A 13,903-nucleotide genomic window follows, 5' to 3' on the forward strand; every position below is an offset into this window, starting at 1 on the left:
TACCTACACCTCCAAATTGGAAGACTATTATTCTTCAATAAGCTTTACTGTTTCATCGTAAATCTTCTGACCATCTACCCCTTTTGATTTCATATCAGATAACCATTTTTCCTTTACATCCTCAGAGTTATCCTTAAATTTTTGAAGTTCACTCTCTTCCAGACTAATAAATTCTACACCTGCATCTTTCGCTTCTGTTTCCGCTAAGCCCTTTTGATAATCAAACGCTGCCCCTGCCATTTTCGCCATTGGCTCACCAAGCAGTTCTTCTTCAATGAGCTTTTGATCTTCTGGAGAAATCTTATTCCAGCTATCTTTGTTCATAGCAACGTAGAAAATACTAGTGTTGAAGTTTCCTAATGTAACGTAATCAACCAAATCGGTTAGGTTAAAATCTTTAATAGCTGCAACAGGTAAGACTCCCCCATCAATCACACCCTTTTGAAGGGCATCATAAATTTCTGGTGCTGGTAAGGAAACGGGAGTTGCTCCCCATGACTTAATCATTTCACCTGCTTCAACAGACGGAGTTCGAAGCTTTAAACCTTTCACGTCCTCAAAGCTTCTGACTGCTTTTCCTTTTGTGATAATCGCGTACGGATCAGCTGCGTGAACCCATAACAACTTTAAATCGTCATATTCCTTTTGGATTTCAGGGAACGTATCATAAAGCTTTTGAGCAACAGCACTCAACTCTTCTCCCGTTCCGTTTGCAAGGAATGGAAGCTGAAGAACTGAGTGGGTTGGAAACTTTCCAGCATTATACCCATGTAACCCCCAACCCGCATCCATGATTCCAGTTGTAATATTGTCTAACGTATCCTTAGGACCACCAAGAGCTCCACCCGGATAGATTTGAAATTTCACTCGACCATCGGTAAGCTTTTCTACTTCTTCACTGAACGGTTTCATTGCCTTCGAATCTTGTACATGGTCAGGAGAGTTCATGTGCCCCATCTTAAAGGTAATTGATTTTGTATCCGATGCAGCTTCGTCTCCCCCAGAGCTTTTCGAACAAGCTGACACAAATACTAGTAAAATCAAAGTTAACATAGTAAAACTAAGCTTCATCCCTCTTTTCAACATCTTACATCCCCCTCTTCGCTTGGTTAAAACGCTTACATTTTGTTGTTTAGAAAAATCTTTTCTCTTAAGTTGGAAAGGATTCTCCTAAAATTTATCAATCTTCACATTTTTTATCTTACTCACTACTTTTTACGCTATCAACATTAAAGTTGCTCTATGCGCAACAAAACTCAAAAAATTTATTTTATTTTAAACTTTATAAATATTCACTTTATTTATTTGAATTTATTTGCTATATTCTCCACTATAGAGAAACAAACTGCGTTCTGTTTCAAATGATGAAAAAAAAGGAGGATACTAGATGGTTACGGAAAAACAGGAAGACCAGCATTTATCATCTGTAAAAAATGCTTTGCGAATATTACGAAGCTTTACGATGGAAGAGCCTGAAAAGAAGATTAGCGATTTATCTACTACTCTTGGTATTAATAAAAGCACGGTGAGCAGGACCATGGCCACGTTAGCTTCTGAGGGATTTGTCTATAAAGATCCAGAGTCAAGAAAGTATCGACTCGGCCTATCCATCCTTTCCTTAAGTGGAATCGTTAATAGTCATATGGACATTTATAAAGAATCACAGTCCGTACTAAACCGTCTGGTAGAAAGTATAGGTGAAACCGCCCATATTTCTGTACTCGATAATGATGAAGTCATCTATCTTCAAAAGGTCGATTGCCACCACCCTGTTCGTGTATTAACGAATGTTGGAAAAAGAAATCCTCCTTATTGCACGAGCTCAGGCAAGGTGTTATTAGCCTACGCGGATGATCAACTAGTCGATAGAGTCATTGAAAAAGGCTTAACAAGATATACGAAAAACACCATTACCGATCCTAGTAAACTTCGAGCCCATTTAAAACAAATAAAAGAAAACGGTTACACATTTAGCAGTGAAGAAATTCTCGAAGGGGTAAACTCGATCGCTGCACCTGTCTATGATTATCGTGGAAAGGTCATCGCAGCACTAGCAGTTGTAGGACCAAAACAAAGGATTCAAGCAAATAGAGTTCCAGGCTACACAAAGAAAGTGATTCAAGCCGCCACGGAAATATCAAACCGTATGGGTTATTGGTAAAATTCTATTAAAATAATAAAGGAGAATCTCAATATGCATGATTTTCACACTCATTTTATCCCACATGATGTTCTCGCATGGTTAAAAGACAATAAAGATATTGTCAATGCAAAATGGATTAAGAAGGAAGAAAATAAAGATGATTTTTTAGTTGTTAATGAAAAATGGGGCTTTGAATTAAAACCATCGTTTATTGACGCAGACTTATATCTTCAAAACCAAAAAGAAGCTGGTGTTTCTCACTCCTTGATTTCACCTATACCACAGCTTTTTATGTATGACTTCCCACATGACATCACCACAGACATTTCCCAAGTTTACAATCAATCTTTGTCACGATTCGTTACACAATCGAAAGGACACTTATCCGCTCTTGGCACCGTTCCTCTTAGCCATCCTGAGCGAGCTGCACAAATTTTACATGATGCAATGAATCTAGGACTTAAAGGGGCAATCATTGGACCCTCAGCAGCTGGAAATATGCTTTCAGACGACTTTTTCATTCCATTTTTTGAAGAAGCAAACCGGTTGAAAGCGATTCTCTTCATCCATCCATTGCTAAGTGAAGATCCACGATTAAAAAAATGGATGATGCCGAATCTAATTGGCGTCCCATGGGAAACAACCGTGTGTGCAACAGACATTCTATTAAGCGGTATGATCGACAAATATCCTAACATAAAAATGTTATTTGCTCATGGCGGAGGGTTCCTTCCTTATCAAATCGGCAGACTTGATAAAGGATATGAACAATGGGGAGCAGTGTCCTCCAACCTTCAAGGAAAGCCATCAGAGTACTTAAAACGCTTCTGGTATGATACCGTCTTATGGAATCCAGCAAGTATTGATTTTCTAGTGGAAACAGTTGGTGAAGATCGAGTCGTCCCAGGTTCTGATTTTCCTTTCGATCTTTGTGTGTGGCCCCCACAGACATCTTTTACAAAAGGAATACAATCTTTACTAGATTAAAAACACGCCACACAGAAAGTAAGGGGTCCGTTTTCTGGTGCTTTCCTATTAAAAGACACAAGAAAAGACGTATGAATACGTCTTTTCTTTATTTAGTACCAATTTACTTGACTAAATAGGCTGGTCAATAAAAACCTGCTGATTACCAAATATAGGTCAAGAGGGTCCGCACTTATCGGTTGGGGATCAGGATAAGCACCCGAACTGATAAATAGACGGAGAATTTCCGTTTAATTAGTCATTTGATATTAAAACAAGCTAAAATAAACGGAGACATTCCGCCTATAGGCTCAAAAACTTCGAAAATAGGAGAGATTTCTTTGCATAAGCGGAAAACCTTCCCCTATTTTCCCCGAAACGAGCTCCATTCTGCATTTATCCGAAAAATCTCCGCTTATTATCTTTTTCTCGTTACTGAATTAAGAACATACATCTTATTTGGTCACATATAGCCAATCCGTTGCTTGTTTCCTTGTTTCCTTGTTTCTGTTACCGCTTGTTCACTTAATTTGAAACCGAGGTACTTTCGATAAAACAAACTATCTGCATCCACATCAGGACTAAATATATTAATATGATCAAGCTGAGTAACCGCAGCTCCCTCCCCTTGCAGAGTATTTTTGCGGCATACCCTCCTTATTGCTGTTTTTGAAGGTTCTAAGATCGTTTTTTAATATAATGAAAATAAAAAAAGGTTGCCAAAGCAACCTTTTTTACTTTCATTAAAATAGCGTCTTTAATTCTTCCCTATTTTGCAGCAAATCTTCTAATGTATATCCGTCTAAAACTTTCATATAGGAGTTTAGTGCCTCATTCAATACAAATTTCAATTTACAAGCCGGACTTAATTTGCAAGTGTTTCTTGTCTCGTCAAAGCATTCAACCAAATTAATAGGGCTCTCTGTATGACGAACAATCGCACCAATATTGATTTGAGTTGGCTCTTTTGCTAGCTTGATACCTCCATTTCTTCCCCTAACTGTTTCAATCATCCCGAGCTTTCCTAATTCATACACCACTTTACTTAAATGGTTATTAGAGATGTTATAAAAACTTGAAATTTCTTTAATATTTGATTTTTCACCGTTCGTCTGCATTCCCAGATAGATCAGCACACGTAATGTATAGTCTGTATATGTGGTTAATTGCATGGTAATCACCCTTGTTCTCAATTACATTTCAGTAATTTAAATATAACATAAAGCATCTTTTCACATCATAAATGTGAACATTCTGTTAAACATGTATTTAAAATATTGCTTTAATTAATCACTAACGTCTAAAATAAACATGTATTTAAAATATATCTTTAACACCGTGAGAATATTATTAAGGGGAGATTAGCATGACAACAGCCACAAGTCCATTAGATACGAAAACGATTGAAATTATTAAATCTACTGTTCCTGTCCTAGCACAACATGGAGAAGGCATTACCAAGAGATTCTACGAAATGATGTTTACAAACCATCCCGAGTTGTTAAATATCTTCAACCATGCCAATCAAAAACAAGGAAGACAGCCTAAAGCACTCGCGAATACGGTCTATGCTGCAGCAGCATATATTGATAATTTAGAAGCCATTCTACCAGTTGTTAGACAAATTGCCCATAAACATAGAAGTTTACAAGTCAAAGCTGAGCATTATCCAATCGTCGGTAAACATTTATTATTGGCAATAAAAGATGTACTTGGCGATGCTGCGACCGATGACATTATTGATGCTTGGGGGAAAGCGTATGGAGTCATTGCTGATGTATTTATTCAAGTAGAGAAAGAAATGTATGAGGAAACAGTATCTCAATCTGGTGGCTGGAATGATTTCAGAGACTTCACTGTTGCTAAAAAAGTAAAAGAAAGTGAAGTAATCACCTCTTTCTACTTACAGCCGAAAGATGGTAAGGAAATTCCTACTTTTACTCCTGGCCAGTATATTAGCATTCGTGTAAAAATTGCCGGAGAAGAGTACACTCATATTCGTCAGTATAGCTTATCTGATAGCCCTGAAAAAGAGTACTACCGTATTAGTGTAAAAAAAGAAACCTCTTCTTCTGAACATATCCCAAACGGGAAAGTATCTACTTACTTACACGATACCATCCAAGAAGGAGATACTCTAGAAGTGACAGCCCCTGCCGGTGACTTTGTTCTAGATGTAGAATCTACCGGACCTGTTGTATTCTTGAGCGGTGGTGTTGGTATAACACCGATGATCAGTATGCTAAATACGATTGCTACTCAACAGCCAAATCGAAAAGTCGCATTTATTCACGCCGCAATTAACGGAACGACCCATGCTATGCATGAGCATGTTAAAGAACTTTCTAATCAATCGGAGAATATCGAGTATTATCTTTGCTATGAAAAGCCAACCGAAAAGGATTTATTAAATAAAGAGTATACTAAAGAAGGATATATGGATCTGCCATGGATTGATTCCATCGTTAAAGATAAAAACGCTTCTTTCTACTTCTGTGGTCCGATTCCATTCATGAAAACAGTAAATAACACATTAAAAGAGTTAGGTATTTCTTCTGATAAGATTCATTTTGAATTCTTCGGTCCTGCTGATCAGTTAAATTAAGTGTTAAGTGAAAAAGCCATTCTAGCTGATATATAGCTAAATGGCTTTTTCACACTCAAAATTCTTTCAACAATTGATCGACCTGAGAAACAATACCATTGATGAGTTCATGAACAGTTTGCCGTTGACTCATCCTAACCCCTTGACCCGACCAAAGAGACATAAACTCAGGATTATTTTGTCTTGCAGCTTCTTTTCTAATAGGACTAGTTAAGTAATGTTGGATGGGATAAGCTGCTATTAAGTGTTCACTGTGCTTCAGCTCTTTCATAAACTGGTTATTAATTCCTCTAGCAGGTTTTCCTGAAAATACGGTAGTTAACATCGTCTCGTCTTCGGTTGCTTGTAGAATAGCATTTTTGTGCTCTTCATGTGCTCCACTCTCTATCGTAGTGAGGAAAGCTGTCCCCATTTGAACTGCTTTTGAGCCTAAAAACATAGAAGCTATCAAACCTCTACCATCCATCACTCCGCCGGAAGCAATGACGGGAATACTGACACGATCCACAACCTGAGGCACTAAAGCCATTAAGCCTATTAGACTTTCTTGCGCATCTTTTATGAAAGTTCCCCGATGCCCACCTGCTTCACTTCCTTGAACTACAACAGCATCCATCCCCATATTTTCATTGATTACAGCTTCATTCACAGTTGTAGCTGTTCCAATGACAATGATCTTATGTTTCTTTAATTCTCTTATTATATCCTCTGATGGGATTCCAAAAGTAAAAGAGCACACTGGCACCTTTTCTTCAATGATCATTTTTACTTTTTCTTCAAATGTAGAGCCGTTTTCGTATGTAGGTAATTCACCTTTTATCCCTAATGTGTTTCTAAGAGGTTGTAAGAGTTCGTTTGCTTCATTGATCCCTTCTTCTGATATCCCAGGTTGTTCTGGTATAAATAAGTTAACCCCAAATGTTCTGGTAGTTAAAGATTTTATTTCCCTTATCTGAAACCGTAATTCATCGGGTTGCATATATCCAGCACCAATCATCCCTAAGGCCCCTGCGTTTGACACCGTAGAGACAAACCTGGAAGTCGTAACACCACCTGCCATAGGTGCTTGAATGATCGGATAATCCAATCCTAGTAGTTCCGTTAATTTATTTTGATACCACATCAATATCACCCTTCCATCCACTTTGACAATTTCTTTTATTTCCTCTTTAAATTCGCTTACAATATCTCACTTTCCTTCAGGCAAGGATAGTTAATTGAATAGCCAGATTGACAATATAACAATAAATCTATATATTCGAATTTATTGTGACTACTAAAATATGTTTGTAATATAGTAGTTTAATCAAAAAAACATCTAGAAGGAGTTTCAACATGCAACAGAAAATACCGTTTTCCACTTATGCATTGATCGGTACAATGTTATTCGGTCTTTACTTTGGTGCAGGAAATTTAATTTTTCCGATCCAATTAGGCCAACTTGCAGGTACAAACTTTTGGCCAGCACTTATTGGATTTTTAGTCACAGCCATTGGCCTCCCCTTTTTAGGTATTCTTGCAATTGGATTATCAGGAAGTACAGGCCTTCGTGATTTAGCAAGTCGGGTGCATCCACTTTTTGGTGTCGTATTTGCGATGGCCCTTTACTTAACGATTGGACCGTTCTTCGCGATCCCACGAACGGCAACAGTACCATTCGTTGTTGGCTTCGAACCGTATATCAATCCAGATTCAGCAAGTTTATGGCTCGGACTATTTAGCCTTGTATTTTTTGCCATTGTTTATTATTTCTCTTTAAACCCAGCAAAGATTATGGACTACGTTGGAAAGTATTTAACACCGGCCTTTTTACTATTTTTATTTATTTTAATTGTGACTGCGATTATGAAGCCGATGGGTAACTTTGGTGAACCAACTGGTGAGTATAAAAACTTAGCCTTTATGACTGGCTTTAAAGAAGGCTATAACACGATGGATGCCCTTGCCTCCCTTGCCTTCGGAATTGTTGTTATCAACGCGATTAAGAGTCAGGGAATTACCGAAACGAAAGCCATTGCTAAAGCGACTTGGCAGTCAGGTGTATTTGCGATGGGACTTATGACGCTCATTTATGGTCTTATTACGTATATGGGTGCATCTAGTATAACCGCAGTTGGAACGTTTACGAATGGCGGGGAGATATTTGCTGCCGTTTCTCAGCATTACTTCGGATCATTCGGTAATATTTTATTAGCGATTATTATTGTTCTCGCTTGTTTAAAAACGAGTATTGGACTTATTACGGCGTGTAGTGAATTTTTCCATAATGTATTTCCAAAAGTAAGTTACCGTTGGTTTGTGCTTATACTATGTATCGTTTCTTTTGCCATTGCTAATTTCGGTTTGAACAATATCATTTTGTTTGCTATCCCAGTATTAATGTTCCTATATCCGTTAGCGATTGTTCTAATTTTATTGGCTTTATTTTCACCGCTATTTAAAGGCAAACAAAGCGTTTTCGCTGCTTCGATGCTACTCACATTCTTTGTCAGTATCATTGATGGGTATAGCACATTAGCAACTTATTTACCTGGAGCTACTGTAGGATTGTTTGAGAGTGTTAAAACTTTTTATGTGAATTATTTACCACTATATCAAATTGGCCTTGGGTGGATGCTGCCCGCTTTTATTGGCGTGATCATTGGGTTGATTTGGCCGAGTAAAACGAAATAGAGAGCAATAGAAAGGAGGAAGTTCCAACGAACTTCCTCCTTTCTATGCTTAATAACGCGAATTCTGTCTGCACTTAGCAATAGAGGTCTAAAAGGTCATAAAAGTATTTACTGCTCTTCCTCCAGCTCCACTGGAACATTCACATCATCTAGATTAATATGCCCCCATCCTCCTGTATGTTTATCAACAACTTGAATAAACAATTTTCTACCGATAAACTCTGAAGCGTCCCATCTAACTCTTCTGTAGGCTTCGCCGTTATGGCCAGTTGCTTTCCTTAAGATTTCATTTGTTTCCGCATCGACCAGCGCTACGTATAGTAATTGCTCATCTGCTCCGCCTGAAGTTAAGAAGTCAATTTGACCATCTCCTCCGAGGACAAAGTCTGCAGATTTCAACACACCCGTTGCCGCATCTCCCCCGTGATCAGGATGAAATCCCCATAGATGAAATTTATTGGGGTCAGTCGAAGTTGTTGCCTGACCGAAAGGACCACCCCATCCCCAATCGTTCTTATTGGTCACATGGTCATTTGTAAAAGTATTTCCTTCTACAATCGTCCATCCAGTTAAATCTCCTGTTTGAAAGTCATGATTCATTAATTCGCCATGTGGAATTTCCTCTTTAGGGGTATCATCCCCATAATACGCTGGTACGACTGTGTCACTATAGGCAGATCCCATCTCATATACTTTCATTGAGACAATATTTGCCTTTCCGTTCTTACTCCAAAGTTCAAGTCCTAATGCATCCGCTTTTGTTGGGTAGGCTCTTGTGGTAATGCTTTTTTGCCCATTCGCATACGTTTCAATCATCGATCGGTCTAGGAAAATATGAAGCTTCACATTTTCTCCTTCTGTGGAAAGAGTTCCAGAACTGCTAGTTTTCGCAACATCAGGGTCTACACTCATTTTGCTAGCGTCTACTCCAAATTGCTCGTTTGTTTCGTCAAAATAGAGGTTGACTTCTTCTGATGAATCTCCTGATTGACGAACTTTAATACCATATTTCTCATCCGATTTTACTTTAATTTCAAGGATGATTTCTAACATATCTCCTTTCACTTTCTCAAGCTTCTTATTTGCCTTTGATAGACTCGAATTTCTAATATTAATCAGTTGTTTGCCTCGGAGAGTTTCTAATTCTTTAATCGGCTCAACACCAAGCTCTCCATTCTTTAATAGAGACAATTCTAATGGTAAACCAGCGTTATGTGCCCAACCTGCATCATAATGCTCCTGGTCCGTTCTTCGGTCTTGAGCAATACTAAATAGGATCGAACGTCCTTTATCATCAATCATTCCACTTGGTCCAGTAAAATGAACACCGTAATCAAATAGTTTCGGCTCCTCATGGTCTGGGATAAATTTATTCTTTTCTTTATCCCATGAGCCCACCCAATGGAACACGTATTTTATATTATGTTCACTATAGCTCTTAAACCAAGGATTGATAAAAAACGCATACTTTTGTTCTCCGTTTGCATCCTTCCCAATAGGTAAAAACACTGGTAATTCCCATACATCTCCAGTTTTTGGATAGGCTTTGGAATTCCCTGTAAAGAATGGACCGTTATACTCCCAATTTTCCAGGTCTTTTGAAGTGTAAAGGAGTGCGGATCCACCAACATTCTCAATACCCGAACCAACAATTTGATACCAAGTATCACCATCTTGCCAGACAAATGGATCACGGAACTGACCATACATTACCTTCCCTTCCTCTGCTGGAAGATCAGGTGCTTGAACTGTAACCGGATGTTCTAACATATCCCACATCTTCAGCATTGGATCTTGGACATCCATCGGTTTCGCCAAACCTGTCATTTGGTTCGGTGTTTTACTGTCATCTCCCGCTGTAAAAAATAACACCGGCTCTCCATTTTCATCAAAGCTTCCAGAGCCAGACCATACTCCGTCTGGTGACACACCTGATGGAGCTAACGCAACTGGCGCATCTTCCCAATGAACCATATCATCACTTACCGCGTGACCCCAATGGATTTGATGCCAATAAGGTCCTTGAGGATTATGCTGATAGAAGAGATGATATTTTCCGTTATAATAAAACGGCGCATGAGGTTCATTCATCCAGTGACCTGGTGAGAGAAAATGATATTGTGGGCGATAGCGATCCCCATCATACACACTGCGGTCAAAAGATAAATCCGGAAGAGGTAACTGTTCATTTTCATGGCTTGTAATCACTTGTTGATAGTGGCTTTTAATCTCCTCTTCAGATAATGCTTTATTGTAGATTTTCAGATCATCAATCATCCCGTTAAACATATTTGCTGTAAACGAGCTTAATACGGCGGCTGAATTATGCTTACCAATTAAAAGATTATTCTCGGTCGCTGTAATCGTGGCATTTCTAGGAGTATCTACTTCCCCAACCAGGTCACCATTTAAAAATAACTTCATCTTTTTTTCATCCTGGTCAAAAGTGGCTACAATATAGGACCACTGATCTTTTTCAAGCGGTTTGTCTTCTTTTGCCCACACTTCTTTCCATTCGCCATTCATCCCGGCTTGGAATGACCATTTTCCATGTCGACCCATTCCTAAAATATAGCCTTCGCCTTGAGCTTTATTGTGCTGATTAACAATCGCTGACAGCTGACCAAGATCTCCCCATTCATACGATCGTGGTGCTACCCATACTTCTATTGTCAATGCATCACTTGGCTGTGCTGCCTTTTTAATAGGTTGATTGATATAAGTGGAATAGCCATCAAATAGAAGTGCCTGACCCACGACCCCTTTTCTCCAAAGCGGATCGGTAGAAGGCTTATACTTTGCTTCATTAAAAACATATTCTACCTTTAGCTGTTCGTTTTTGACTGATTCAAGAGCGGTATGGCCCTTTTGTTCATCAAAACTCCAGTGACTTAACATCCCGCGACCTTTCACTTGAAAATCATCCACATTCAGATGTCCAAACCCTCCTATATGTTGATCGACCACTTTGATATATACTTTTTCACCTACATATTCCGAAGCCTTCCAGGTAACACGTTTATATGACTCTGATTCAGGTCCTGTTGCTTTGAACAACTCTTTTCCATCGGAAGCACGAACCAAGGCAACATATAAATCGTACTTTTTCTCCCCATCCATCTCATCTCCCCCTCCTACTAGGAAAGAGACGTCACCATTTCCTGATAGTTCAAAGGTATTAGAAGTGAGGGTTCCAGTTCTTTGATCCGCTCCATTGGGATCCGCACCGTTAAAGCCCCATAGATGATACTTCCCTTGATGTTCAAACGGAATTTGTGTATCCCAATAAGTGGCTTGGTCAGTTACCGTTCCATTGAATGCATTTCCTTCTGCTGTCCATCCAGTTAAATCTCCTGTTTCAAAGCCAGGGTTAATGAGATCATCTTGCTTTCCTACGTCTTCGTTAAAAACATGAAAATCATCCACATTGATATGACCAAAACCACCAGAATGATAATCTACTACTTTTATAAAGAGTGCTTCTCCCAAGTACTCGGAAGCATCCCACTTGACTCGCCGGTATTTTTCTGTATTTGCTCCTGTCGCCTTCATCAGCTCTTCACCGGTTGAAGCATTTACTAGTGCTACATACAGGGTATTTAGGTCCTGACCTCCACCTACTAAAAAGTCAATAACTCCATTTCCTTCCAGCACAAAATTGCTAGACTTCATTACACCGGTTCGTAAATCTGATTTATCATCACTCTTCGCTCCGAGGAATCCCCATGAATGATAGATACCTTCATGCTCAAATGGCCCACCCCAAAAGCTTTTCACATCGGAGACAGGTGCCCTAAACGCCGAGCCCGTTGTTGTCCAGCCAGTTAAATCACCTGTTTCAAAATTAGGATTTTCAATCGTATTTGGAAGGTTTTCTACATCCACGTCTTCTACAAATTTCGTAAATGATGCTTCTTTTAATGGATAGAAGGATAAGGAACGTAATGATACCTCTCCGTCTTTTGCATATAATTCAATTTTTTTGCTTGTTTCACTCGGGAAGATTTGATTCGTAAACACGGCGGTTCCTTCTTCTGCAAACACCTCAACCGAAGAACGGTCAACTAACAGTTTTACGTGTAAGATTCCATCATTTACTGTTAGATTCGTATACTGAATGGAAGGAAAATCCTTATGAAAATCGGTCTCTCCTGATTGTGTCCGGTTTACTGATAATTTTCCGTCTGCCACTTGATAGGAAATGGTAGTTCCTTCATTGTCCCCTTTACGTACTTGAAATCCAAACTCAGATGCTGATGTTTCATTCAGGTTAAACTCAGCTTCAAGCTCAAACATATCAGCGGTTACATTTTCTAATACATTTATAGTTGAAAATTTTTGATTCGCGATTTTCACTTCATTCGCTGTATCTCGTAAACTAATTAATTCCTTGACTGGTTGCTGCTTTAATCTAACCCCTTCATTTGTTTCCACTAATGAAAGCTCACGCGGCACAGTTGTGGCACCTCTCCAGGTGGAAGTTGGAATTTGCCCTGCGTATTGTGCAGGATTATTCATCCAGCCTAACCAGATTCTTCGACCATCTTCTGGCTGCTCAACAGTGTTACTCCATGTAACTGCTGCGTAAAAATCGGCCCCGTAATCTGCCCAATTTAATGGTTTGGAGTTGTCATCTGGAGTAAATGTTGTACCATTAAATTCCCCCACATAATAGTGCATCCCTGTTCCACCCGTTGGTGTTGGATTTATACTTACCGTTAGCACCCATTTCGAACCTGTTTGGTTTCCATTCGTATCATACAGGGGCAACTCGAATAAATCTGGACATTCCCAAAGACCAAGTTCTGCTGCTTTAGGATCTGAAAATTCGCTTACCTTTTTCCAGTCTAATAGATTAGTTGATGAGTAAATATCGATGCGCTTTCCACTAGTGATGACAAACATCCATTGCTTCGTTTGTTCATGCCAAAATACCTTTGGATCTCGGAACACACCTGATCCTCCATTACTTGCTTTTAACTCATTCGGCATGGAGATGATTGGATTTTGTTCAAGCGTGGACCATGTTCTTCCGCTATCTCCACTATAAGAAACACTCACATGTTGATTATCGCCGCCAAGTTCACTCGTATATAGAGCAACCATGGGTGGATTTTCTTTTGTTCCTAAACCAGATGTATTTTCATAATCCACCACCGCACTCCCAGACCATGCAAACCCATTTTCATCTGGATAAACCGATATTGGATAGTGCTCCCAGTTTACGAGATCTTTACTAATTGCATGACCCCAATACATCGGCCCCCATACTTTATCAGTAGGATTATGCTGATAAAACAAATGATACTCCCCATTGTAATAAACCATACCATTAGGATCGTTCATCCAATTTTTCTCTGGAGTAAAATGATACCCTGGACGGTAGATTTCATCTTTCACTACTGGTAGGGAAGCTGAGTGAACAGGCACTGAAAATGGTATAAATGATTGATACATAAGTACTAAAATTAAAAGCACTGAGAAAACCTTTTTCCACTTTAGTTTTCTAATCATGAC

Annotated in this window: 9 protein-coding genes; 4 read left to right on the top strand and 5 right to left on the bottom strand. The window is 39.1% G+C overall.

Going from position 1 to position 13,903, the window contains the following annotated elements; translation table 11 throughout:
* Positions 1-27 precede the first annotated feature (27 nt).
* Positions 28-1,086, bottom strand: coding sequence for a TRAP transporter substrate-binding protein (locus ACFFHF_RS04610; RefSeq protein ID WP_340903310.1), 1,059 nt, complete (start codon positions 1,084-1,086; stop codon positions 28-30).
* A 301-nt stretch (positions 1,087-1,387) separates the two neighbouring features.
* On the opposite strand from ACFFHF_RS04610, the gene ACFFHF_RS04615 reads away from it, so the two are divergent.
* Both ACFFHF_RS04615 and ACFFHF_RS04620 read left to right on the top strand, forming a co-directional pair.
* Positions 1,388-2,161 carry an IclR family transcriptional regulator gene (locus ACFFHF_RS04615; RefSeq protein ID WP_160545473.1) on the top strand — a complete coding sequence of 258 codons (774 nt, stop codon included), beginning with the start codon at positions 1,388-1,390 and terminating at the stop codon, positions 2,159-2,161.
* Between the two features lie 33 nt (positions 2,162-2,194).
* Positions 2,195-3,130 carry an amidohydrolase family protein gene (locus ACFFHF_RS04620; RefSeq protein ID WP_160545474.1) on the top strand — a complete coding sequence of 312 codons (936 nt, stop codon included), beginning with the start codon at positions 2,195-2,197 and terminating at the stop codon, positions 3,128-3,130.
* A gap of 442 nt (positions 3,131-3,572) precedes the next feature.
* On the opposite strand, the gene ACFFHF_RS04625 is transcribed toward ACFFHF_RS04620, so the two are convergent.
* Together ACFFHF_RS04625 and ACFFHF_RS04630 are read right to left on the bottom strand one after the other, a co-directional pair.
* Positions 3,573-3,794, bottom strand: coding sequence for a VOC family protein (locus ACFFHF_RS04625; protein WP_377057701.1), 222 nt, complete (start codon positions 3,792-3,794; stop codon positions 3,573-3,575).
* 58 nt (positions 3,795-3,852) lie between these two features.
* Positions 3,853-4,281, bottom strand: a complete 429-nt coding sequence (locus tag ACFFHF_RS04630) for an RrF2 family transcriptional regulator (protein ID WP_160545476.1) — start codon at positions 4,279-4,281, stop codon at positions 3,853-3,855.
* Positions 4,282-4,475: 194 nt separating this feature from the next.
* Here ACFFHF_RS04630 and hmpA point away from each other — a divergent pair, with 194 nt between their 5' ends.
* Entirely contained in the window at positions 4,476-5,714 is a 1,239-nt protein-coding gene (hmpA, locus tag ACFFHF_RS04635; protein ID WP_160545477.1) for an NO-inducible flavohemoprotein, read from the top strand.
* A 55-nt stretch (positions 5,715-5,769) separates the two neighbouring features.
* Here the strand turns inward: hmpA and ACFFHF_RS04640 are convergent, their stop codons facing one another.
* Complete coding sequence (locus ACFFHF_RS04640) at positions 5,770-6,837, bottom strand: NAD(P)H-dependent flavin oxidoreductase (protein ID WP_160545711.1); 1,068 nt, start codon at positions 6,835-6,837, stop codon at positions 5,770-5,772.
* 212 nt (positions 6,838-7,049) lie between these two features.
* Here ACFFHF_RS04640 and brnQ point away from each other — a divergent pair, with 212 nt between their 5' ends.
* The gene (brnQ, locus tag ACFFHF_RS04645; protein ID WP_160545478.1) at positions 7,050-8,387 is read left to right on the top strand and encodes a branched-chain amino acid transport system II carrier protein; all 1,338 of its coding nucleotides are present in this window, start codon (positions 7,050-7,052) and stop codon (positions 8,385-8,387) included.
* A 107-nt stretch (positions 8,388-8,494) separates the two neighbouring features.
* On the opposite strand, the gene ACFFHF_RS04650 is transcribed toward brnQ, so the two are convergent.
* On the bottom strand, positions 8,495-13,900 hold the full coding sequence (locus ACFFHF_RS04650) for a GH32 C-terminal domain-containing protein (RefSeq protein WP_160545479.1): 5,406 nt from the start codon (positions 13,898-13,900) through the stop codon (positions 8,495-8,497).
* Between the last annotated feature and the right edge of the window lie 3 nt (positions 13,901-13,903).

The sequence above is a fragment of the Robertmurraya beringensis genome (assembly GCF_042433785.1).
Classification (GTDB): Bacteria; Bacillota; Bacilli; order Bacillales; family Cytobacillaceae; genus Robertmurraya_A; species Robertmurraya_A beringensis.